This is a genomic window from Streptomyces sp. NPDC059008 (genome assembly GCF_042749045.1).
Taxonomy (GTDB): Bacteria; Actinomycetota; Actinomycetes; order Streptomycetales; family Streptomycetaceae; genus Streptomyces.
Genome location: NZ_JBHYJC010000011.1, coordinates 114,127 through 137,935 on the forward strand (window position 1 = coordinate 114,127; position 23,809 = coordinate 137,935).

General features: G+C 71.1%; 16 protein-coding genes. 11 read left to right on the forward strand and 5 right to left on the reverse strand.

All coding sequences use genetic code 11. From position 1 onward, the window contains the following. Positions 1 to 172 precede the first annotated feature (172 nt). Entirely contained in the window at positions 173 to 1,384 is a 1,212-nt protein-coding gene (locus tag ACFWZH_RS16385) for an acyltransferase family protein (RefSeq protein ID WP_384430512.1), read from the reverse strand. A 415-nt stretch (positions 1,385 to 1,799) separates the two neighbouring features. On the opposite strand from ACFWZH_RS16385, the gene ACFWZH_RS16390 reads away from it, so the two are divergent. Continuing rightward, entirely contained in the window at positions 1,800 to 4,103 is a 2,304-nt protein-coding gene (locus tag ACFWZH_RS16390; protein ID WP_384430779.1) for a PQQ-binding-like beta-propeller repeat protein, read from the forward strand. A gap of 195 nt (positions 4,104 to 4,298) precedes the next feature. Here ACFWZH_RS16390 and ACFWZH_RS16395 read toward each other — a convergent pair whose 3' ends face one another. Further along, positions 4,299 to 5,219 (reverse strand): NADP-dependent oxidoreductase, encoded by a 921-nt coding sequence (locus ACFWZH_RS16395; protein ID WP_384430782.1) that lies wholly within the window; start codon positions 5,217 to 5,219, stop codon positions 4,299 to 4,301. A gap of 131 nt (positions 5,220 to 5,350) precedes the next feature. On the opposite strand from ACFWZH_RS16395, the gene ACFWZH_RS16400 reads away from it, so the two are divergent. Both ACFWZH_RS16400 and ACFWZH_RS16405 read left to right on the forward strand, forming a co-directional pair. Beyond that, complete coding sequence (locus ACFWZH_RS16400) at positions 5,351 to 5,773, forward strand: winged helix-turn-helix transcriptional regulator (RefSeq protein WP_384430515.1); 423 nt, start codon at positions 5,351 to 5,353, stop codon at positions 5,771 to 5,773. A 115-nt stretch (positions 5,774 to 5,888) separates the two neighbouring features. Then, on the forward strand, positions 5,889 to 6,998 hold the full coding sequence (locus tag ACFWZH_RS16405; protein ID WP_384430517.1) for an NAD(P)/FAD-dependent oxidoreductase: 1,110 nt from the start codon (positions 5,889 to 5,891) through the stop codon (positions 6,996 to 6,998). A 148-nt stretch (positions 6,999 to 7,146) separates the two neighbouring features. Here ACFWZH_RS16405 and ACFWZH_RS16410 read toward each other — a convergent pair whose 3' ends face one another. Continuing rightward, positions 7,147 to 7,779: an SDR family oxidoreductase gene (locus tag ACFWZH_RS16410; RefSeq protein ID WP_384430785.1), complete on the reverse strand. Its 633-nt coding sequence runs from the start codon at positions 7,777 to 7,779 to the stop codon at positions 7,147 to 7,149. A gap of 57 nt (positions 7,780 to 7,836) precedes the next feature. Here ACFWZH_RS16410 and ACFWZH_RS16415 point away from each other — a divergent pair, with 57 nt between their 5' ends. Both ACFWZH_RS16415 and ACFWZH_RS16420 read left to right on the forward strand, forming a co-directional pair. Beyond that, on the forward strand, positions 7,837 to 9,228 hold the full coding sequence (locus ACFWZH_RS16415) for an MFS transporter (RefSeq protein ID WP_384430520.1): 1,392 nt from the start codon (positions 7,837 to 7,839) through the stop codon (positions 9,226 to 9,228). A gap of 26 nt (positions 9,229 to 9,254) precedes the next feature. After that, complete coding sequence (locus ACFWZH_RS16420; protein ID WP_384430523.1) at positions 9,255 to 9,599, forward strand: AMP-binding protein; 345 nt, start codon at positions 9,255 to 9,257, stop codon at positions 9,597 to 9,599. Here the strand turns inward: ACFWZH_RS16420 and ACFWZH_RS16425 are convergent. Continuing rightward, positions 9,508 to 9,891, reverse strand: a complete 384-nt coding sequence (locus tag ACFWZH_RS16425) for a hypothetical protein (RefSeq protein ID WP_384430526.1) — start codon at positions 9,889 to 9,891, stop codon at positions 9,508 to 9,510. The genes ACFWZH_RS16420 and ACFWZH_RS16425 overlap by 92 nt on opposite strands. Positions 9,892 to 10,534: 643 nt before the next feature. Here ACFWZH_RS16425 and ACFWZH_RS16430 point away from each other — a divergent pair. The 6 genes from ACFWZH_RS16430 to ACFWZH_RS16455 all read left to right on the forward strand — a co-directional run bounded on the left by ACFWZH_RS16430 (position 10,535) and on the right by ACFWZH_RS16455 (position 23,069). Further along, the gene (locus tag ACFWZH_RS16430; protein WP_384430529.1) at positions 10,535 to 10,696 is read left to right on the forward strand and encodes a hypothetical protein; all 162 of its coding nucleotides are present in this window, start codon (positions 10,535 to 10,537) and stop codon (positions 10,694 to 10,696) included. Positions 10,697 to 10,706: 10 nt separating this feature from the next. Continuing rightward, the gene (locus ACFWZH_RS16435; protein ID WP_384430531.1) at positions 10,707 to 16,775 is read left to right on the forward strand and encodes an SDR family NAD(P)-dependent oxidoreductase; all 6,069 of its coding nucleotides are present in this window, start codon (positions 10,707 to 10,709) and stop codon (positions 16,773 to 16,775) included. Positions 16,776 to 16,816: 41 nt separating this feature from the next. After that, positions 16,817 to 19,153: a 3-hydroxyacyl-ACP dehydratase gene (locus ACFWZH_RS16440; protein WP_384430534.1), complete on the forward strand. Its 2,337-nt coding sequence runs from the start codon at positions 16,817 to 16,819 to the stop codon at positions 19,151 to 19,153. After that, the gene (locus ACFWZH_RS16445) at positions 19,150 to 20,772 is read left to right on the forward strand and encodes a PfaD family polyunsaturated fatty acid/polyketide biosynthesis protein (RefSeq protein ID WP_384430537.1); all 1,623 of its coding nucleotides are present in this window, start codon (positions 19,150 to 19,152) and stop codon (positions 20,770 to 20,772) included. The genes ACFWZH_RS16440 and ACFWZH_RS16445 overlap by 4 nt, the downstream gene beginning before the upstream one ends. Continuing rightward, positions 20,772 to 21,632, forward strand: a complete 861-nt coding sequence (locus ACFWZH_RS16450; RefSeq protein ID WP_384430540.1) for a hypothetical protein — start codon at positions 20,772 to 20,774, stop codon at positions 21,630 to 21,632. Before ACFWZH_RS16445 ends, ACFWZH_RS16450 begins: the two co-directional genes overlap by 1 nt. Before the next feature lie 114 nt (positions 21,633 to 21,746). Further along, positions 21,747 to 23,069 carry an aldehyde dehydrogenase family protein gene (locus tag ACFWZH_RS16455; RefSeq protein ID WP_384430543.1) on the forward strand — a complete coding sequence of 441 codons (1,323 nt, stop codon included), beginning with the start codon at positions 21,747 to 21,749 and terminating at the stop codon, positions 23,067 to 23,069. A 7-nt stretch (positions 23,070 to 23,076) separates the two neighbouring features. Here ACFWZH_RS16455 and ACFWZH_RS16460 read toward each other — a convergent pair whose 3' ends face one another. Further along, positions 23,077 to 23,772 (reverse strand): HAD family hydrolase, encoded by a 696-nt coding sequence (locus tag ACFWZH_RS16460; protein WP_384430546.1) that lies wholly within the window; start codon positions 23,770 to 23,772, stop codon positions 23,077 to 23,079. Positions 23,773 to 23,809: the final 37 nt, after the last annotated feature.

Sequence of the window (23,809 nt, forward strand, 5' to 3'; positions counted from 1 at the left end):
GGCACTTCCGACGGCCGGCGGCTGTTCCACGGCCTCGTAGTTGACCGGCACGTCCGGGCGCTCGACGACCACCTGCCGCAGCGCGTCCCGCTCCGTCCGGTCGACGCTCAGGCCCCCGCGCGGCTTGGTGGCCACCCAGTGCGCCAGGCACGCCAGGTATGCCAAGGTCGGATCACCTGACGGGGCGTCCGGCCTGTTGGTCCGCGAGTTCGACGTCGGACTTACGTGTCTGGCCGCTTGGGGAGCGTGCGGAAACGGCGTCAGCCGTGCCCGCCCGCGTCCGCGCGGGCGCGGCCGCATCGCGCTGGAACGCCCAGGACATCTTCGGCTCCATCACGTATCGGAACACCCGCCGTACCGGCCGCGTGCACAGCAGCGTGATCAGCGTGACGGCCAGCAACGTCACCACGACCTCGCCGACCGGTGTGCGCACCCAGGGAAGAGTGTCGTACCAACCGGACCAGCGTGCCATCTTGATCGCGAAACCGTGCAGCAGATAGCCGTACAGCGTGCCCGCGCCCAGCTTCGTGAACCACGTCTGCCGCCGTGGCACCAGGGCCAGGAAGCACACGGTGAGCACCAAGGCGCAGCCGAACAGCGCGAGTTCCATGACCGGGGAGACCCACGCCGGCATGCCCAGGTCCTGTACGGCGTCGTTCTGCCGGAACCATGCGGTGTTCATGCGCGGCGCCGCCCAGTACGCGAAGACGACGGCGGCCAGCATCACCGGCGCCGCCGCGACGCGGATCGCGCGCTGCCGCAGCAGGTCGAAGTGGGCCGGCTTCAGGTGCAGTCCGATGACGAAGAACGGCAGGAACTGCAGTACCCGCCGCATGGCGAAGTCGTTGCCGATCTGAGGTGAGGCCGCCGCGAGCACGGCGATCACCAGCGCCAGTGGGACGGGCCAACGCACGAGCTTCCAGAGAGGGGTGGTCAACCGCCAGATGAAGAGAGCCGCCAGGAACCAGTCCAGGTAGTACGGGCTGGTGAGGCTGATCGGCTCGTTCGGGGTGTCGTGCACCCAGCGCTGGAAGTAGGCGTAGAGAACCTCGAACACCACGTACGGCACGGCGACGCTGGTGATGAGCCGCTTGAGCTTGGCCGGGCTGAGGTCGAATCCGCGCGAGAAATAGCCGGAGATGAGGACGAACGCCGGTATGTGGAAGGTGTAGACGGTCATGTACAGCGCCATCGCCACCCGGCCACCGTGGGTGAGCGGCTCCCACGTGTGCCCCATGGCGACGAGGACGACCGCCAGGTACTTCGCGTTGTCGAAGAACGGATCTCTCCCGCCGGACTCGGGATCGATGCGTGGGGCGGGATCCTGCCGCCGCACGGGCGCCGGGTCCATAGTACGTTCGAGGGGGATGGCCGCGCGGAACATTTGAGGCACCCTAGCCGCACAGCTGTCATGAGCAAAACCGTCCACACGGCTGATCCGTCGTCCGTCCGTCGGTTCGGCACTACGACCGGCCAATTTGTGTGTTCCGCCTGCTTGATGCCGCATCGTCTGCCTCAAGGGAGGCGGGGACGCGGCGAACTGGGCCAGCCGGTGTCGCGCTACGACGGAAGAGCCGCTCCGGGCATCGGATGGCGCCCGAGCAACGGCGCCGCCGCGAAACCCAGCCCACGCACCCGCCCGGCTCTCCCGCCTGGACAGCTACCTCGCCGAGATGCCGCACGAACTGACAGAGCGGGAGGGATGTCAGGCACCAGCGCTGGAACAGCTAGTTTGTATGCGGGACTGGTACGAAGGCCCGTGGTGGCAGAGGTACACGGGGGACGAGAGGTCGGGAAGAGTGTCGCTGCGCGAAGGTGATCCAGCCGAGATCGGTGGTTATCCACTGGAGGCCCGGCTCGGCTCGGGTGGCATGGGCACCGTCTTTCTGGCCCGTACGAGTTCAGGGCGACCTGTCGCGATCAAACTGATCCACCCGCAGTTCGCGGCGGACGAGGAGTTCCGCAGCCGCTTCCGACAGGAGGTGGCGGCGGCGAGGCGGGTGAGCGGCGCGTTCACCGCCGCCGTGGTCGACGCTGCCCCCGAGGCCGAGCAGCCGTGGATGGCGACGACCTATATCCAGGGGCACACGCTCTCCCGGCGTATCGCCACCAAGGGCCCGCTGAGCGGAGCGGAACTGAGGAGGCTCGCCATCGGGCTGGCGGAGGCTCTGCGGGACATCCACCGGGTGGGGGTCGTCCACCGTGACCTGAAGCCCTCGAACGTCGTGCTCTCGTCCGAGGGCCCACGCGTCATCGACTTCGGCATTTCGCGCGCCGTGGACCAGCAGACGCTGACGGTGACAGGGCGGGTCATCGGTACGCCGCCCTTCATGTCTCCGGAGCAGTTGCTGGCGCCGCGTGATGTGGGACCGCGGTCCGATGTCTTCTCGCTGGGGACGCTGCTGGCGTACGCGGCGATGGGCCACGGGCCCTTCGACGCGGAGAGCCCCTACATCGTTGCGTATCAGGTGGTGCACGGGGTGCCGTCGCTGGAGGACGTGCCGGTGACCTTACGCACGGTCGTCGAGTCATGCCTGGCCAAGGAGCCCGATCGGCGCCCCTCGGCGGACGAACTCCTCGTGCTGCTACGGGACCTGCCAGCCGACCTCGACCAGACCGACGCGAGGGCGGTCGGCGCGGGCCGCACCCGCGACATGATCACCCAGCATCACTTCGCGGCGCCGGCCACCCCGGCGCCGACCACCCCGACAACCACCCCGGCGCCGACCACCCCGACAACCACCCCGGCGCCCACCGCCCCGACAACCACCCCGGCCGATGCCAGTACGGGGAGCGTCGACACCTCCGTCGGCCGCCGAACGCGTCGCCGATGGCGTCCCGTGCTCGCGGCTTCGGTCGCGGTCACGGTGGCAGCGATCGGTGGCGCAGTCGCGGCGCTGACGACGGGCGGCTTCGGGGGGAACAGCGGCGGCGACAAGGGCAACAGCCTTGCGGCCCCGGTCGCCGCACTTCCGGACGGCTTCAAGCCGTGGCACCGGACCGTGCCGGGCGGTCGCGAGGACATACCCGACGAGCTGCGTTGCGTCGCGCACGGCGACGCGCTGTTCTGCGGGGGCGGCGGTGTTGTCGCGGCCCGCATCAGGGCCAGGGACGGCTCGCGGGTGTGGACGGCGAAGAGCCCCGGCGTCCCCACCAATGGCATGTACCTGGTGGGCGCCACCGACGACACGGTGCTCGGTTACCGCTTCGCCGCCCAGGACGCCCCGCAGGACCCTCGCAGCGAGGTGGTGGCCCTCGACGCGAACAACGGCCGGGAGTTGTGGTCCGTGCCGTCCGGCGCCCAGTCGACGGCCGTCACGGGTCGGACTCAGGACGCCATCGTGGTCGGCTCCGACGTCGTGACGGTCGACGCTTCCCACTCCCGCTTCGAGGCCCGCAACGCGCACAGCGGTCGGGTCACATGGACATCGCCGTTCCCTGCGGGCAAGGAGTGCGCTCCCGTCCCGGTGGGCTCACGGCTCGTCGCGATGTGCGCGACGGATGCGGAGGTGGATGCCTTGGCGGTGCGCCACCCCACCCTGTACCCGGTCGACCGCGCCTCGGGGACACTGGGCAGGCCCATCGCGGTCAACGGCCCCGCCGTGCCGATGGGCGTCGCCAACGGCAGGCTCGTACTCCTGCACATACACATGGGGGGAACGGAGCTGGACCGCTACAACGAGGTGGCACGGGTCGACCCGGCCTCGCGGAAGGTCACGTACTCCCGCCTGGCCGAGACGTACACGGGGACGCCCGGCATGGCGGGCAGCACCGTCTACGTGAGCGGGCGGACCGGTCTCGTCACGGCACTCGACCCCGCGACCGGCCGGAAGAAGTGGTCGCGGCAGACTGGCGTGGAGGGCGCGTCGGGTCCTGTCGTGGGAGCTGACGCACTGTATTTCAGCTCGGCCACCGGACGGGTGGTCGCGCTGTCGCCGCACGACGGCAAACCCTTGTGGACGACAGATCCGCAGGCCGATGGGTTGACGGGCGAGGGGGGCGCAAGCCCGCGGGTGACGCTTTCGGGGCGTGCGGTGATCGTGGCCGCGGCCAAGAACACTCTCTTCGCCTTCGACGCGCAGAAGCCGCCGAAGTCGGGCTGACCCGGGGGCCGGGAACCAACGGATCGACCGCCGGCGCTGCGGCAGCACCGGCGGCCGACCCACCGGCTCCGACGAAGCAGTTTCCTGTGGATCATTTGGTCCGCCCCGTCGGAAAATGGCCGGGCCATCGGCTCCCCCACGGTGATGGATCGACAGCCCGTATGGCGTCCCCTGCCCGCCCCGCCGAACCCCGTCCTAGGGAACGAGGACGATCTTTCCCTTCACTCGCCCGCTCTCGATCAGACGGTGCGCCTCGGCCACCTCCGTCAGCGGCATACTGCGTTGAACGTGTACCCGTAGCCGCCCCTGCTCGATGAGCGCGTTGAGCTTCTCCAACGAGGCGTAGTCAGGCTCGACGCCGAGGGCGGCGAAGCGCACCCCCCGCTCGGCCAGGCCCGGCACGGCCGCCGCACGGGTGGCGCTCACCAGGATCCCGCCGGGCCGCAGCACCTCCACCGCCCGCGTCGCGTCGTCACCTGGGACCAGGTCGAAGAGCACGTCGACGTCCCGTACCGCCGCACCGACATCGGTCGTGGTGTAGTCGACGGTCTCGTCCGCGCCGAAGCCGCGCACGAACGCGTGTTTCTCCGCCCGCGCGGTGCCGATGACGTACGCCCCGAGCGCCTTGGCGACCTGTACGGCCAGGTGGCCCGTGCCGCCGGCCGCTCCGAGAACCAGCACCCGCTGCCCGCTCGACACCCGCGCTGTGTCCACCAATCCCTGCCAGGCGGTCAGCGCCGCCATCGGCAGTGCCGCAGCCTCGACGTGTGTGAGGGAGGCGGGCTTGTGGGCCAGGTGGCGGGGCGGGGCGGTGACGTACTCGGCGTAGCCGCCGCCGCGCCACGGGAAGTGCACCAGTCCGTACACCTCGTCGCCCGGCGCGAAGCGGGTGACGCCGGGCGTGACCGCCTCGACCACCCCCGAGACATCCCAGCCGGGGATGAACGGCAGCTTTCCCCAAGGGACCACCCCCGCCCGCAACTTCGCGTCCACCGGGTTCACGCCGGCTGCTTCGACCCGCACCAGCACCTCGGTGGCCACCGGCTCCGGGCGCTCCACCTCCGTCACACGCAGTTCCTCGGGACCACCGAAGGCAAGCTGACTGACGGCGCGCATACGCACACCCATGACGTACCCCTCTTACTGATCGTCTTGCTGATCTCTCACGGTCGCCGCGCGGCGCACACCAGCCTGCGCCACACAGTGACACTTGAAAAGGAGGCACCCTCCTGATATCCAGGCTCCCTATGGATACCTGCAATGACCTGCGGCAATACGGTGGCGCCGACGCCTACTTCCAGACCTGTCCGTCCCGCCCGGTACTGTCACTGCTCACCAGCAAGTGGGTTCTGCTCACGGTCGGCGCCCTCCAACAGGGGCCGCTGCGCTTCAACGCGCTGCGCCGCCTCCTGGACGGCGTCACGCAGAAGATGCTCACGCAGGCACTGCGGACCCTGGAGCGCGACGGCCTGGTCACCCGCACCGTCTACCCCACGATCCCGCCGAAGGTCGTGTACGAACTCACCGAGCTCGGCCACAGCCTCACCGGCCTGCTGACGGCGGTCCAGGACTGGTCCGAGGAACACCAAGGTGAGGTACTCGCCGCCCGCAGGTCCTATGACCGGCGGGCGGCGGCCGAGGTCGAGCCGGTGCGGCCTGCCGGCGACTGAGGACCGTCCGGCGGGTCCGCACCGGAGCCCTCACCGTTCCCTATGCCCGCATGCTAGAAACGGGCGTCGAGTTCGCCCGTCATCTGGGAAGGGGCCGTTCGTGAGGACCGGGTCCGTGAAGCGGCCGGAACGTGTCGCTGTCATCGGCGTGGGCATCCTCGGAGCCGGCGTGGGCTGGAACCTGTCCCGGCACGGCGCCAAGGTGGTCTTCATCGACGCAGGCCAGCCGGGCCAGGGCATCACCAACTGGTCTTTCTCCTGGGTCAACGCCAGCAACAAGACCACGCGCAAGTCCTACTTCGACCTGAACGTCGCGGGCATGGCAGCGTACCGTGAGCTTGCCAGGACCATCGGGCCAGACTCATGGTGGTATCCGAGCGGCCACCTGCGCTGGGCGGACGATCCCGCAGCAGAGGCGAAGCTTCTGAAAACGGCCGAACAGCTGGCCAACTGGGACTACCGGGCTGAGGTGTACACGGGGGCCGAGGTATGTCGCCGCCTCGAACCGGCTCTCGCGATTCCCAGTGAGGTTCCCGTCGTGTTCTACCCCGACGAAGCCTGGGTGCACGGACATCATCTCGTCAGCCGCCTGGTCGGCCAGGCCGTTGCCTCCGGCGCCGAGCTCCGGGCCGGCACCGCGGTCCGTGACATCGACACAGGTACCGACGGGAGCATCCAGCAGGTTGCTCTGTCGGATGGGAGCTGTCTCGACGTCGACATCGTCGTGAACGCAGCAGGCCCCAGCGCCTCCCACGTCGCCGAGCTCATCGCACGGCGCCTGCCGATGCGCCGGGAACCCGGAGCCGTCACCCGGATCGACTGCGCTCAGGTCCCGGTTCACCGGGCCATGCACGCGCCGCACATCGAGATCCGTCCTGACGGAGACGCTTCGGTGGTCCTCCACAGCCGCGAGATCGACGCACTCATCGACACAGGCGAAGATCCAGCGCAACTCGCGCGGCTGCTCCACGAATCGGCGCGGCAGGTCGTTCCCGAACTCGGCGACGCCCGCATCGCACAGACACGGGTAGCCCACCGGGCCATCCCAGCCGACGGATTCCCCTCGGTGGGAGCGGTGCCGTCCGTACCGGGCTACTACGAGGCCGTATCCCACAGCGGCATCACCCTCGGGCCGGTAATCGGCCGACTGCTTGCTTCGGAGATCCTCAGCGGCAAGAGAAATGAGATGCTCGCGGACTTCCGTCCGGAGCGGTTCACCCCGTGACAGCCCGTGCAAGCGGCACGAGTACCGCGACCAGGCGGGCGCGTCTCCGTGCGCCCGAAAAACAATCGCATAAAGCCACGCCGCTGCGTCACACGAGCCGGAAAGACCGGACGGTCCACCACCTCTGCCGCTCCACCTCGCGCACGAGTCATACCCGTCTGGTGGTTGAGCGCCACACCAAGAGACGTGTTGCAAGCAGCACCAGCCGCTCAGCGATGACGCCATCAGAGAACTGCGCGAACGCCGCCCGCGGCTCCGGCCGGTTGTCACAAGATCTCCGGCTGTAGTAGCGGTGCCCGGGCCGGGGGCCAATGTCGGCGACCGCCACCTGCCCGTACTTCGCCGACGCATAGCCCGCGGCACCGGGATACGTCTGATACCCGGTCAGCGAGGTCATCACGATGATCCTCCCGTCACCACTCGCCATCAGCGCGGGAAGCAGCTTCTGCGTGACACGGATCGTGCCGAGGACGTTGGTCTCGTACATGCGGAGACATGCCTCCGGGTCGAGGTCTGCGATGCGGTCCACACCCAGCGAACCGCCCGCGTTGTTCACCAGCACCCGACAGACGGGCGCCGACTCGGCGAACTCCTCGACGGATCGGGCGTCCGTGACGTCCAGCCGGACCGCTCGCCCCCCGATCTCCTCCGCCAAGGCTTCGAGTCTGTCCATTCGACGTGCGGCGACCACCACGTCGAATCCGTCGGAAGCCAGACGGCGCGCGGAAGCACGCCCGATCCCGCTACTGGCACCAGTCACCACAGCTATTGGTCTTGCCATACCGGCCGCGACGGTCACCGTTGACGTGGATCGCAAGGGATACGTAGGCTCGCGCCGTTGAACCAGTGCTTTCCCGCCACACGAAAGGGCTTTCGTGTTAGTGCGCGCAGTCGCCCCGCAGGGTTGCTCTCCCGTGATGGCAGGGCTTGGCCGGTGATGGCACCTCGGGGGCGTTTCTCAGTTTTTCGTGACCGTGAATTCTCGGTCTTCTTCGTCGGTTACGTCACGTCCAACTTCGGCACTTCCATGGCATCCGTTGCGCTTGCCTTCGCGGTCCTGCACAACGGGGGATCTCCCACCGATCTGAGTCTCGTCCTCGCCGCCCGCATCATCCCGATGGTGCTGTTCCTGCTGGGCGGCGGTGTGCTCGGCGACCGACTGCCGCGACGCCGGGTGATGCTGGTGGCCGACTCCGTCCGCGCCCTCAGTCAGGGCACCCTGGCGCTGCTGCTCATGGCCGGGCCCGTGCCGTTGTGGATACTTCTCGCGCTCGCCTCCTGCGGTGGGCTCGGTGAGGCGCTGTTCCGGCCCTCGTTCGACGGCCTGGTCCCACAACTCGCCCCGAAGGATCGACTGCCCGAGGCCAACGCGTTGCTCGGGATGGCCCAGTCGGCCGCGAGCGTGGGCGGGCCGGCTCTCGCGGGCGTCCTGGTCGCGGTCACGTCGGCGGCCACCGTACTGCTGGTGGACACCTTCAGCTACCTGGTCAGCATCGGCGCCTTGCTCATGCTGCGGGTCGGTGACCTCGCTCCCGACTCCGGCAAGAGCTCCATGGTGGCCGAACTTCGGGCCGGATGGCGAGCCTTCTCGGCCCACACCTGGCTGTGGACCGTCACGCTCCAGTTCACCCTGTTCAACCTGGTCGTCTGGGCGCCCTACCTGGTACTCGGCCCCGTCTCGGCGGACCGCGACTACGGCGGACCCGAGGCCTGGGGCTTGATCGTCGGCACCTTCGGCGGCGGTGCCCTGATCGGCGGCCTGCTGCTGCTCGGCCGACGGCCGTCCCGACCGCTGGTCGTGACCACCCTGATCACCTTCCTGTGGGCGGCGCCCTCGGCGGCCCTCGCGGTCCGTGCCCCGCTGTGGGCGGTGTGCGCCGCGGCACTTGCCGCCGGCATTTCGAGCGCGGTGTTCAACAGCCTTTGGATGACGACGATCCAGCAGCACGTCCCTGCGAACAGCCTGTCACGGGTGATGTCGTACGTGACCTTCGGCGCCTATTCGGTAGGACCGATCGGCCTCGCCCTCGCCGGCCCGCTCGCGGAATCCACCAGCGTCAGCCTGGTACTGGCCGTCGGTGTCGGCTGGCAGATTCTTGCCAATTCCGTCGTACTGATGCTTCCGGCCGTACAGAATCTTCATGCGCCGGATTCCGATCCTGATAAGAGCGTCACAGCGAAACCGATCGAATCCGACGAATCTCCCACATCCGACACCTCGAAATCCTGACTATCTCCCCTTATTCAAAGGCAACAGTGTGGGATCTGGAATGTGAGACGAATGCGCGCCGGCCCGACGCGGTGACCCTGACCGACGGACTTCGTCGGTTCACCTATACAGAACTGACCACGGCGGCCACGCGCGCCGCACTTGCCCTGCGCGGCGCGGGCATCGGGCCGGGAGACACCGTGGCGACAAGGGGGCGGCGCTCTTCCCCGACGCACTGCGCCTCCTCGTCGCCCCCGAGGGCACCGAGGCCGACCCCGGGAGCTGGCCGCCCGTTGGTCGTCACGCCATGCGGATCAGGAGTCCTGGAGGGTCGCCGGCCTGAACGGCTTCCTCGTCGATGGACAGGCCGCAGTAGTCGCCGACAGCGGTGAACACCGCTGCGGGCAGCCAGGGCCCGTGCTCCTCGTAGTACGCCACCACGGCGGCTTCGCCCACATCCCCGATGGCAGGGAACACCGCGCCCGCCGCGTGGAGGGCCGCGTCCAGTGCGGAGGCCTCCCCGATGTCCGCTCCGAATTCGGCCTGTCGGACGCGCCCGTCATCTGGCGAAACGGCGATCATCTTTGGCGGGCTCCACGAGTTCGTCGTCACGCAGACGATCTCCTCGTCCGGACCGAGCCACATCGACTCCACCTTTCGGTAGCCGGTGAACCACGTCGCCATGCCCTAGTCCTCCAGCACGTACACCCAGTCCCCGCATGTGCCGTACATGGCGCGACTGACGTGAGGTGACTGATCGCCTCGTCGCCTCGCCGGCACGGTGACGTCCTTGCAGGGGATGCGGGCGGGCCAGCTCACCGAAGTCGGCGCCCAGCGCGATGAGGAACTCGTCCGCATCGAGGCCGCGGGCGGCAGGTCAGCGAGATCCCGCCGAGCATTTCGGGCAGGGCGGCGGATCTGTGTGCGCCTATCCAGGCGATCCCGTTAGACATACCCGTCACACCACTGACCGTGAATTCGTGATGCCGGTCAGCCGTCCATGACCAGGCCGGTTCCGGCGAGGCAGCCGTCGACCAGGTCAGGGTGGTAGTCAGTGCGCCGTCCAGGATCACGAAAACCTGGTGCCTCGCGGCCCACACGACGTCGACGGGATCCGAACTCCCGGCGGTGCACCGCCAGTTGATGGGCGAGTTGCCACAGGTGCGCGTGGGCAGATCGATCGCAGGGTCCTGCCCGTCGCCGGGTGTACTCACACATGGCCGCGTGGACTTCGGCCCATCCCCCACATGAGGGACATCGCGACTAGTGATGTCCAGATAGGAAATTCATCACCTGAGTCTAAATTTCCTCCCAAAGGGGGTCGTTCATGCGTCGTCTCGCCGCCGTCATCCGCGGGATCGCCCCGTTCCCTGGCGTCTCCACCAACCCAGCCCAAGTCCTTGGCGCCAAGCTCGGTGCCGACGTCGACGGTGAGGCGAACGCGGCGTTCACCGTCGACGACACCTCATGTCCGGATATCGCGCCGTAAGGTCCGTGCGATGGCTGCTTCGTCTTTTCAGCTGGCCAAGAGTCCCATTGCCGTCATCGGCATCGCAGGAACGTTCCCTCAGGCGCATGACGTAGGGGAGTTCTGGTGCAACGTGGTGTCGGGCCGCGACTGCATCACCCAAGTCCCGGAGAGTTCATGGCGGATCGCCGATCATTACGATCCCGACCCGCTGGCCGAGGACAAGACATACGCCCGGCGGGGCGGATTCCTGCCGCCGACCGTGTTCGACCCCGCGGAATTCGCGATGCCGCCGGCAACGCTCGACTCTATTGGTTTGGTCCAACTGCTCAGTCTGCGGGTGGCAGGAGAGGTGCTCCGCGATGCTCGGTGCGACGGGGCGGACTGGTACGACCCGTCGCGCGCTGGGGTGATCCTCGGGGTGTGCGGCCAGAACACCACCTATTACCCCCTGGGTGCGCGTCTCATGGTGCCGTATGTGAAGAAGGCGGCCCTCAGCTGCGGCCTTTCGGAGCAGGACGCCGAGGAGGTGGCCCGCCGGTCCGTCGCTTGGGCGCCCAGCTGGACCGAGGACAGCTTCCCGGGAATTCTCGCCAACGTCGTCGCCGGGCGCATCGCCAACCGGTACGGCCTGGGCGCGGCCAACTGCACCGTCGACGCGGCGTGTGCCAGTTCGCTGGCCGCCCTGCGCATGGCGGTGAGCGAACTGGTCGAACACCGTGCGGACCTCATGATCACGGGCGGCTGCGACGCGGACAACTCGATCACCACCTTCCTGTGCTTCAGCAAGACGCCCGCGCTCTCCCCCAGCGGGCGCATTCGGCCCTTCGACGAGTCGGCGGACGGCACCCTGCTCGGTGAGGGAATCGGGATGCTGGCCCTCAAACGGCTGGCTGACGCCGAACGGGACGGGGACCGGATCTACGCCGTGCTACGCGGTCTCGGCGACTCCAGCGACGGGCGCACCAGCAGCATCTACGCGCCGTGCGGGGACGGCCAGATGACGGCGCTGCGCCGAGCCTACGAGGATGCCGGCGTACCTCCACAGTCGGTGGAGCTGATCGAGGCGCACGGGACGGGTACCCCCGTCGGCGACCACGTCGAGATCGGTACGCTGCGCGCCCTGATGGACACCGGCGACCGCCGACACCGGGCCGCCGTCGGCACCGTGAAATCGCAGATCGGCCACACCAAGGCCGCTGCCGGGGCAGCGGGGCTCATCAAGACCGCGCTGGCGCTGCACCACAAGGTGCTGCCGCCCACCATCAACATCGACACGCCCGGCGAAGCGGTTCGGGAGGGGAGCCTCTACCTCAACACCCGGGCACGGCCGTGGGTACGCGACCCGGGGCACCCGCTCCGGCGTGGTGCGGTCTCCGCCTTCGGCTTCGGCGGCGTGAACTTCCACGCGGTCCTGGAGGAGCACCAGCCCTCCGACCACCACGCCCGGACCCTGCACGGCACACCTCAGGCCCTGCTGTGGCACGCTCCGGACCCGGCCGCACTGCTCTCCCTGCTGCGGGCCGGGGCACCGCCCGCGGAGGACGGACCGGTTCCCGCCGGCCACGCCCGGCTGGGCGTCCTGGCCCGCACCGCGGAGGAGCGCGAGGCCGCGGTGGCCCAGGCCGTCGCCCGACTGGGCGACCGGCCCGACGACAGCGTCTGGAGCCTCGACGAGCAGGTCCACTTCCGGCGGGAAGGCCTGCCGCCGGAAGCGAAGTCCGCGGCGCTCTTCGCTGGTCAGGGCAGTCAGTACGTGGAGATGGGCCTGCACACACTGCTGGCGTTCCCCCCGGTGCGCCGGACCTTCGACCAGGCGAACGCCCTCTGGACGGAGGGGGACGACACCCTGGCCCGGGTCGTCTACCCCGAACCGGGGCGGTACGGACCGCAGGAAGCGGCGGCCCGGCTGCGGCGGACCAGCTGTGCACAGCCGGCCATCGGCGCACTGGCCATGGGGCAGTTCCGCTACCTCACCGAGCTCGGCTTCACTCCGCACGGACTCCTGGGACACAGCTCCGGTGAGATCACGGCGCTTTGGGCGGCCGGCAGCCTCTCCGACGCGGACTGCCTGCGGCTTGCGCTGCAACGCGGGCAGGCCATGGAGCGAGCCGACGACGGCGGAGATCCCGGTGCCATGGTCGCACTGCGGCTGTCGGTCGACGAGTGGCGGGAACGCGCCTCCGGATACCCGGAGTTGGCACTGAGCAACATCAACGCGCCCGACGAGGTGGTGCTCGGCGGGCCGACGCCGGCCATTGAGGCGCTGGCCGCGGACTGCGCGCGTGACGGCACGACTCTGCACCGGCTCCCGGTCGCGGCGGCGTTCCACACCCCGCTGGTCGGTCACGCCGTGGAAAGGTTCGCCGGGTGCTTGGCAGGCGTCGACCTGTCCTCCCCCGCTACACCGGTACTGGCCAACACCCCCGGCGCGAGCTACGGCGGCGATCCGGAGGCCAACCGGCGCGTGCTGGCCGAGCAGATCGTCCGGCCGGTGGACTTCGCGGCCCGTGTACGGGAGTTGTACGCCGAGGGCTGCCGCGGCTTCGTCGAGTGCGGGCCCAAGCAGGTGCTCAGTCGGCTGGTGCCCCGCATCCTCGGCGCGGGCGTCGTCGAGGTGATCCCCACCGACCACGGGCCGGGAAGCGACGGCGCGGCGGCCCTGAAGTGCGCCGCGCTGCGGCTGGCCGTGCTGGGATTCGACATCCGCGGCATCAACCGCTACGACGCGCCGGAGCCGGCGCCCCGCAGGGAACCGTCCCCCGTGGCCCGGCTGTTGGAGGGCTCGGCGTTCGCCGTCGAGGCACACCGGGCGGAGCATGAGGCGCTGTTGGCCACCCCCTATCAGTGCGAGGCCGCCGTTGCCCCGACCGCAGCCGAGGCCACACCGGCAGGTCGTACCGGCGGGGCACGGACCGGTGCGGACGTTCTGGGGCAACTGGCCGCCCGGCAACTGGAACTGCACAACGAGTACTTGGCCGGACAGTTGGAGACCTCCAAGGGTCTTGCACAGATGGTTTCCCGTTCGGGCACCGGCCCGGACGCCTCGGTTCTCGCCTGCGCCGAAGCCGTCCGTGATCACAGTGCGGCGCTCGGCCGTGCCCACATCCGCAGCCAGGAAGTCCTCCTCGAACTGGCCCGCAGTGGGCTGGCATTCGACGACGCCGCGACCGGCCCGGCGCCGGCCGGTGCGGACGGGGTCCCGCCTTGTGGAGAGGGCGAGACACCCGTCGTCGTCCCGCCGTCCGTCGACCCCGTCGGTCCCCCCGCAACCGGAGCGGTCCCCGCACCCCGGAACGCGGCCGATACCGCATCGGCCGCCGCACACGAACCGGCGGCCGACCGTGCGCCCGACGGGGCCCCCATGGATGTGGCGGACGTCGAGCGGATCCTGTGTGAACTGGTGGCGGAGAAGACCGGATACACCGTCGAGATGGTCGACCCCGACCTCGACATCCAGACCGACCTGGGCATCGACTCGCTCAAGCAGGTCGAGATCGCGTCCGAGGCGTGGCAGCGCTACCCGTTCTTGCCGCAGGAGGACATCTACCGCTTCGCGCAGGCGCGCACCGTCGGTGAACTGGCCCGGCTCGTGCACAGCTTCTTCGAGGGCGCCGACGGATCCGTGGCCGACAGGGCACCGGTGGCCGCCGGGCGAGCCCGGGTGGGTCTGCGTACGCTGCCCGCGGTCGACGCGGTCGTAGCCCCCTACGGACCGCAGCCGACGGCGCTCCTCGCCCATGACGGCAGCGCGCTGGCAGACGCGTTGCGCGACGCGCTGACCGCCGACGGCTGGGGAGTGCGGGTACTGGCCCTGCCGGACGTGGCCGTTCCCGGGGCGGAGGGGCAGCTCGCCGACTGGCGGGAGGAGACGCTGCGCACCCAGATCGAGCGGGTGCTGCCGCCCGACGGGCGGCTCGGGCTGTGCGTACTGCCCGCCGACCGCGAGCCGCGTACGGACCCGGCCGCCACCGTCCGACGGCTGCGGCACGCCGTACTCCTCGCCAAGCACACGGTGCCTGCCTTGAAGGCCTCGGTCGCAGCCGGGCACCGTGCCGGGTTCGCCGCCGTCACCCGGCTCGACGGCTCTCTGGGACTGTTGGGAACGGCGGGCCATACGACCCAGGCGTTGTACGGAGGGTTGGGCGGTCTGGTGAAGGCGCTCGGTGTGGAGGAGCCGGACCTGTTCTGCCGGGCCTTCGACAGCGCGCCCGAGAGCCCCGCCACCGGGGCGGCAGCGCAGTTCCTGCGCGAGATCGCCGACTCGGCCCCGGTACGGGAGGTCGGGTGGGACGGCGAGACCCGTCGCACCCTGGCACTCTCGCCCGAGGCCGCTGACCGGCTCCCCGCCGACAGCGGGGCGGCCACGGGCGACGCCCCGTCCCCGGACGATCTGCTGGTGGTGACCGGCGGCGCCCGGGGCATCACCGCCTGGTGCCTGACCGCGCTGGCGGCACGACGACCCTGTCGACTGGTCCTCCTGGGCCGTACCCCACTGGAGGATCCGCCCGCCTGGGCCGCCGGTCTCGACGACCCGACCGCGCTGCGCGAAGCCTGCGCGGAGCAGGCCCGCGCGCGCGGCGAGGACCCCGGCGATCCGGCCGTCGGGACTGCCCTGGACACCCAAGTCGCGCGGCTGCTCGCGCAGCGGGAGGTGCACACCACGCTGGCGGAGCTACGCGGCCTGGGAGCCGACGCCACCTACGTCAGCGCCGACATCACGGATGCCGCTTCGGTCGGCGCGGCGCTGGCACCGTGGGCGGAGCAGGTGACCGGGGTCCTCCACGGCGCCGGGGTGCTGGCCGACCAGCCGCTGGCCGTCAAGGAGGCCCGGGGAATCGAGAGGGTGGTGGACACCAAGCTCTCCGGACTGCAGCACGTGCTCGCGGCGCTCCCCGCCGAACGGCTGCACCACCTGATCGTCTTCACCTCGGTTTCCGGGATCTACGGCAACGGACGGCAGACCGACTACGCGATGGCCAACGAGGCGCTCAACCGCTTCGCCTGTGCATGGAAAGCGGCCCACCCCGGCACCCGGGTCGCTGCGCTCGCCTGGGGGCCCTGGCGCGGCGGGATGGCGTCGGAACGGGCCCAGGAGCTGTTCCAGCAGCTGGGGGTGCCGTTGCTGAGCCGGGAGGAGGGCTGCAGGTACTTCGTCGACCAGCTCACCGCGGCCCACGCCGATGACCTGGTCACCGTCCTGGGTCCGTTGGAGTCGGCGTTCCCGCCCGGGCCGCTGCCGGCCGACGGGGTGGAGCTGTTGCGGGACCTGACGGGGCTGGCGGCGGAACCGGTGCTGGAGGATCACAGTATCGACGGGCAGCCTGTGCTGCCGATGACCGCCGCGCTCGGATGGGGTGTCGACGCGGTCGAGCGTACGGGTTCGGGGAATCCGGTCACCGAGGTCCGCGACTTCTCCGTGCGCCGCGGACTCGTCCTCAACGGCTCCCACCCACCGCGCGCCCGTGTGGTGCTCCGTCCCCGCCCCGGCGCCGAGCAGGCCGTGGCGGTGACCATCCAGGACGACGGCGCGACCGCCGGACCGCCCCGCTACGAGGGGGTGTTCGGCTCGGCACCGGACGGCATCGCACCCGATCCGCACCGCCTCCCCCCGCTGCCGGAACCGCCGTACCGTCACCACTCGGCCTACGGCGAGGGGTTCCTCTTCCACGGCCCACTGCTCCGCGGCCTGGGGCCCGTCCTGGTCGAGAACGACCGGCAGCTGGTGCTGTGCGCCAAGCTGGCCGACCCTCCGCTGGCTCAGGGGGCCTACGGTGGTGCCCGCTACAGCCCCGCTCTGGCCGATCTGCTGTTGCAGGCCGCGGCCCTCCTGGGTCGGCGCGTCTGCGGCCATCGCTGTCTGCCGGTCTCCGTGCGACGCGTCGAGCTCGTGGCTCCCCTGCCGGACGACGCCCCGTTCGTCATCCAGGTCGACCTGGAGAACCATGGTCCGCTGGAGCTGATCTGCACGGTGACGGCCTGCGCTCCCGACGGAGCGGTGTTGCAGCGCTGGAGCGGACTCAAGGGCATCGTGGCCGCGCCCCAGCTCGGCAGCCGTGCGGCCTGGCCGCCGGCCGCCCCCGACTCCGCCGCCACCTGATGCCCGCCCCACCCCCTCCTGCGCCCGGACGGACCACGACCATGGACGAACTCGGCTTCGACGGCCCGTCCCCTCGCCACCGCTGGTGGCCCGAGGAGGGCATCGGTACCCGTGTCACCACCGCGACCTCACCACCCACCCTGCCGACGCGGTCCGACGCCGAGGACGTGACGGGGCTGGTCGACCTGATCTGCTCCGGACACCGGATCACCCTCCAGGCGCACCAGGCCCTGCAGACCTGGCTGTTGAGGCGCACCACCCGGGCGGCCGGGCCGGCGGACGGACCTGCCGCGGACACCGGCTGGAACCGTTGGGCCCACCCGGCCGGCGCTGGGCACCGGACCGCCGCCGCGGACGGCGCCACGGACGTCGACCCAGCGGATGTCGACCCCGAAACCGCTGTCCTGAGTGCCGGTGTGCGTGCCCTGCAGCAGAGCCACGGGGCCCCGCCACCAGGTCCTCGGCGGGCTTCCTTGACGTGGCATCAGGAGTTCCCGTTCGACGGCACCGGCCCTGACGCGCTGACCGCCACCTGTACCGGCGCGGACTCCTTCGCCGTATGGTCCCGTGGCCGCCTGGTCGTCGAAGCGCACGGCACGACCGGACCGATGCCTGCACCCTCGGAGACGGCGCGACCGAACGACAGTTGGCGCCCGCCGGCCCGCGCCGTCCGGCACCGTGTCGACCGCGTCGGACTGGACCTGCTTGCCGCGGGACGGCTCGCCGACGTCTTCGGACCGGAGCACGGGGCCGGGAGCTCGGGTGAGACCACCGGCCAGGTCGGGACGGGCGGCTACCGCCTTCTGGCGGAGGTCGCCGTCTCCGGCCCGGGAGCGGGCCGGTTCGGCCTGGGACACCTCGTCGCCACCGCTGCCCCCGGCGCCGTCGAAGGACCGGTCGGCTGGGCCGAGCTGCTGCCGCTCGTGTGGCAGGCGCTTCGGGTGCACGCGCTGCACGACGGGCTGCACCTCTGCCTCCCCCGGCCGTACTTCCACCCGGTGACCGACGCACCCACCCGGATCTCCGTCGCCGACACCGGGCGGGCGGCCGTCGGGCCACTGCGGCTGGAGGCCGACGTCACACGGATCGGCCTCGTCCCGCGCCCCCATGTCGTGGCGGAGGTCCGGATCAGCGACGAGGAGGGGGCGGTGGCCCACGTCCGCGAGGCGGGGGTGGCGCTCCGGGAGGCGCCGGGCACCGACCTCGTGCCGGGGAAGGCAGCCGGTGCGGTCCGCCGCTCCCCCGGGGGCGAGTCGGCGTTCGCACATGAACTGCACATGGCGCATGCCGCCGACGGCGATCTCACGATCGTCTACGGCCCCGCCGCGCTCACCTCCGCGGAGCGGGTTCGCCCCCGGCTGCCCCGTGGCGGGATGCTGATGCTCGACCGCTTGCTGAGCGCCCCCGACGCGCGGGGCGGGTATCCGGTCGGCTCGACCCACCTCACCGAGTACGACGTCCCCGAGGACCCCTGGTACCTGCGCGACAACGGCGGCACGTTGCCCTGGCTCTTCTATCTGGAGAGTGCACTGCAGGCGTCGGCGTTCGTCGGGGCGGCGCTGGGGGCCAGCCTGGAGCACCCGGGCGAGGACTTCACCGTCCGCAACCTCGAAGGCCACGCCCGCCTGCTGCACCCGGTGGACCTGCGCGGCCGTACGGTACGCCAGCACACGACGTTGCTCTCCCACACGCCGATGCCCGGTGCCGTCCTCCAACGGTACGGCTATGAACTGGTCGTGGACGGTGAGGTGTTCCACCGGGGCGAGACCGTGCACGGCTTCTTCACCAGGCCCGTCCTCGATCAACAGCAGGGGCTGGACGGCGGGCGGCGGGTCCCCCCGTGGCTGGAGAGCGCAGCCACCCCGCCACCGGGCGCCCGGCAGCTCGACGCCGGCTCCGGTGCACCGGTGGGGCACGGCCGCCTCGCCCTGCTGGCGGGCGCCACCTGCACCCTGGTGCCGGAGGGCGGCCGGCACGGCCTGGGCTGCCTCCTCGCCACCCGCCCCGTGGAATCCGACGACTGGTACTTCAGCCGGCATTTCCTCCACGATCCGGTCATGCCCGGCTCTTGCGGGGTCGAGATGCTGTGTCAGGCCGTCAAGTTCTTTCTGTTGCATACGCGTTCGGTCAGTGAGGAGGCCCTGAGGGCTCTCGCTCCGATGCCTGGTGTGCCGCTGCGGTGGACCTACCGGGGCCAGATCCTGCCGCACCACGCACAGACGCAGGCCGAGGTCCATCTCCGCGAGGTACAGCGCGACGGCACCGGGCTCACCGTGGTCGCCGACGGCAGCGTCTGGTGTGACGGTCTGCGCATCTACGAGGTGGACTCCCTCGCGTTCCGGACCTCCCCCCGCCGCACTACGAAGGAGGCGGCATGACGGTCTCCTTCGATCGGGCCGGCATCCGCGGCGCGCTCGCGGCACTGGACCGGCCCTGCTATGTGGTCCGGGTCGACGGTCGGATCGGGGCGGTCAACGAGCTTCCACGGCCCGGGGCGCAGATCGAGGTACTCGCCGCCTCAGGCCCGATCGCCACCCACCAGCTCGGCTCGGCGGACTTCCTGCGCCGCCACGGACTGCGGCAGCCGTACATGGCCGGTTCCATGGCGGGCGGGATCTCCTCGGAGGACCTCGTCGTGGCCCTGGCGAGAGGGGGCGCGCTCGCCTCCTTCGGGGCGGCGGGCCTGGGCACCGCCCGCGTCGAACAGGCCGTCGACACCCTCCGCGGACGACTGCCGGACCTGGCGTGGGCGTGCAACATCATCCACAACCCCGCCTCGCCTCGGGCCGAACACGAGATCGTGGACCTCTACCTGCGCCACGACGTGCGCTGCGTCGAGGCGTCCGCCTTCATGGGCCCGGATCCCGAACTGATCCGGTACCGGGTGGCGGGGCTGCGACGTGGTCCCGATGGTGCGGTCCTGGCGGACAACCGTGTCATCGCCAAGGTCTCGCAGCCGGCGATCGCCGCGTTCTTCCTCCGTCCCGCACCGGCGGAGATGGTCGACGAACTGGTACGGCAGGGACGGCTGACGGACGAACAAGCCCGCCTGGCCTCACAGGTCCCGATGGCCGACGACATCACCGTCGAGGCGGACTCGGCCGGGCACACCGACCACCGTCCGCTGGTGACCCAACTGCCCCTGATCCTCGCGCTGCGCGACCGGGAGGCGGCGGCCGGGCGGCCCGGGGGCTCGGTGGGCATCGGAGCGGCGGGCGGGATCGGGACTCCGCAGGCCGCGTTCGCCGCCTTCGCCCTGGGTGCGGCCTACGTCGTGACCGGGTCGGTCAACCAGGCGTGCGTGGAGGCCGGCACGTCCGCCCGAGCCAAGGAACTGCTGGCCCAGGCCGGTGCGCAGGACTGCACCAGCGCCCCCTCGGCCGACATGTTCGAAATGGGCGTGCACGTCCAGGTGCTCAAGCGCGGAACGCTCTTCCCCGGCCGGGCCGCCTGGCTCCACCAGCTCTACCGCGACCACGGCAGCGTGGAAGAGCTCCCCGATGCGGCCCTCGCGCGCCTGGAACGGGAGATCTTCCACCGTCCGCCCTCCGAGGTGTGGCCCGACGTGGCTGCCTACTTGCGGTGCCACCACCCCGAGCAGCTGGAGCGCGCCGAGCAGGACCCCCGTCACCGCATGGCCCTGCTCTTCCGCTGGTATCTGGGGCTCTCCTCCCGCTGGGCCGCGGACGGCACCCCGGAGCGGGTGGGCGACTACCAGATCTGGTGCGGACCGTCGATGGGCGCCTTCAACGACTGGGTCCGGGACACCCCGTGGGCAGCGCCGGAGAACCGGCGTGCCGCGGACGTCGCCGCCGCCTTGCTGGACGGAGCGGCCTACCAGAACCGTCTTGCCCAGCTGCGCTTCGCGGGCGTCCGCCTCCCGTCCTGGTGCACCACGGCTCCCCCGTATCAGGCGACGCCGGACCCGGGCGCATCCGGGCTCTCTCCGCCGTCCCCCTCTCTGGTGGGCGCGGCGGCGCTGCCGGAGGGGGCGTAGTGTTCCAGGTCGATGCGTTCTGGTCGTACGGGATCGGTGCCGGGTATGCGCTCGCTGCCACCGATCAGCTCGCCGCAGCCGACGGGGACACCGGCCGCCGAGCCACCGTACGGAACCGTCAGCTCGCACTCACCCTCCTCTTCCTCGGCGTGTTCTTCCTCCCGATGGGGCTGCTGCTGGCGACTCGGTTTCCCCGCTGGGAGACCATGCAGGTCCTCACCGAGATCCCCCCGTGGGCCATGGCCTGCTTCAGCGCGGGGGTGTTCGTGAGCGGTGCGCTCGGCTGTCTCCTCACCCTGCGGCTGCTGGCACGCGGGGCGTTGTGGGCGGCATGCCTCCAGGTGATCGGTGCGTACGCCGGGGTGTTCTTCGTCCTGGTCCACGGCTGGGACGGCACAGGGCTGCACCGGCTTCTCGCCGCCGCGCCGTCGACCTTCCCAGCGGGGCCGCCGACGGCCGCGGAGCTGGTGCGGTTCTGCGGCTCCCCGGTCGCCGCGGCGCTGCGCTGGATGGGGGCCGTGATCCTGCCGGTCCTGCTGTTCTCCTACGTGTGGTGCCATGCGTACCGTCCGCCGCAGGAACTGCCCGGCGCCCGGCCGCCGGGTGTGCGGGGCGACCACCCGTGGCGGCCGTCTGCGCGGGCGGTCCTGGGCATGGTTGCGGTGGTCCTGGGCACGTGCCCGCTGCTGGCCGTGGCCGCCTCCCTGTCGGTGCGGGCGCTCGGCGGACCGGCCGGCGGCGCCCTCGTGATGGCACTCGGCATGGTCGTACTGCATCCCCGCGGCCCGCTGGCTCGCCACTGCCGTTCCCTGGTCCGTCCGAGTCCCCCGCGCGAAAGACGACCGGCCGCCGCGGCGTAGGTCGTCCCGGAGCGCGTCGGACCCGGTCGGCCCGCTAGAGCCTGACCGGGCCGGTCACAGCCCCCAGCGGCAACCCGTCCACCGCACCGGCGAACCCGTTGGAGGCCCACCGACATGCCGTCACCCGTCACCGACGTGCTCGTGCGCGACCTGCTCGGCGCCCCCCTGCGGCACGCGCTGGTCGCGAGCGGACTGACCGGACATCCGGACGACTACCTCCCGGTGATCGGGATCTTCTCCCGCCGATCGTTGCTGTCCCTACCGCTCTCCTCCCCCGACGAGGTCCGGGCCGCGGTGGCAGGTGCGCGGGAGGCCGCGCGGACGTGGGGAGCCCTCCGCGACACCCAGCGCACCCGTTGGAGCTGCCGGCTACAACGGACGCTGGCGGTGCGCCATGCCGCCCTGCTGACCGTCCTCCAGGACGTCTCCGGCCTCGGCCCCGCCGACGCCGAGGCCGAACTCCGCGGCGTCCGGCGTACGTTGCTGCGGCACACCGTCGCGGCGGGCCCGCCCCGGGCACTCCGGCGACGGCCACGCTCCGGCTCGCCGCCTCCCCCCGCCCCGCGGCGTCCAGCCGTGGCCATGTCTCACGTCGACGGCGCCCGCCCCCTCGTGTCGCTGCTCGAAGGGGCGCTGCCGGCCCTGCTGGCGGGGGTGACCGTGGTCTCCGAGACCGACCACCGCACCTCGGTCCCCACCCTGGCCGTACTCGCGGCGGCCCGGGAAGCGGGGCTGCCGCACGGGTGCTGGGCTCTGGCGGTGGACAGGCAGGCGGCCGACCTCCGGTGCGTACTGGCCGAGCACACGGACCGGGTGTCCCCGCAGTGCTGCGCGTGGGATCCCTGGCGCCGGTCGCCACCCGGACTCCTGGTGCTCCGGCACGACGGAGACGCACGGTCCGCCGCCCGGGCCACCATCCGGTCCTGCTTCGCCCGCGCCGGTCGCCGCTGCGCGGCCACCCCACTGGTCGCGGTGCACGAGGTGCGTCTCGCGGCGTTCCTGGAGCACCTCGCACGGGAGACCGCGCGCTTCCGCCCGGCCACCGCACTGCCGCACCACCAGTGGCGTGCCCGTCTGCACGCGTGGACCGACGCCGCGCTCGACGCCGGGGCGCAGCCGGTCGGGAGCGGGACGCCCCCTGGCCGGGGCTTCCCGCTGGTACCGGATCCGATCGTCCTGATGGCACCACCACTCGGTGCGGAGGCTCTGCCATGGCCTCCCGTGGGACCGGTTGCCCTGCTCGTCCGGTTCTCGGCCTGGGCGGAGGCCCTTGACCTCGCCCGGCGTACCGGGCCGCACCTGGGCGTCTTCACCCGCACCCGGCTCGCTCAACTGGCCCCGCAGTTCGCCGGGCTGGCCGCCACCCGGATCCAGCTCAACGCGGCGCCCGAAGCCGGCCTGCCACCCCACCAGGCCCACGCCGCCATCGGCAGGTGACGCACCGTCATCGACGCTGCGCTGCCCCGTCACGGCCCCTGCCATCTCCCAGGTTCCTGGCCCAGTCTCGCAATGCGGGGTCGGCCAGGCTGGTGCCCAGCCAGTCGTGGTCGAGGTCGGCTCGGGGAAGGGACGGTACGACCGCGACGTGGAGCCCGGCAGCGCGCGCCGACGCGATGCCTGTGGCCGAGTCCTCGAAGGCGACGGAGTGCTGAGGAGTCGCACCGAGTGCCTCGCATGCGGTGAGGTAGAGCTCGGGTGCGGGCTTGGGAGAGCGCACTTCGTCGGCGGCGAACGAGTGGGTGAAGTATTCGGTGAGGCTGGCCGACCACAGTGCCGTGTCCAGCAGTTCCCGGGGGCTGTTGCTGGCCACGGCTATGGGTACCGCCGCCCGGCAGGCGCGCACCAGTTCTACCGCCCCGGGGAGGGCTGCGGCGCCTCGGGACAGCTCCTTGCGGACCCTTTCGAGGAGTTCGGCGGCGAGTTCGGCACCGTCGCCGGGGCGCCCGAGGTACCGGGCCATGGCCTCTCCGGCGGCCTCCACGGTGCGGCCGATCACCAGGGCTTTCTGCTCGGGACCGAAGGGATGGCCGTGCGCCGCGAAGATGGCGGTCTCCGCAACGGTCCAGCAGGCTTCGGTGTCGACCAGCAGGCCGTCGCAGTCGAAGACCACGGCCTCGGTGCTGGTGGGGAGGGAGCACATACGGATGTCCAATCGCTTCGGGTGATGCACGGGTTGC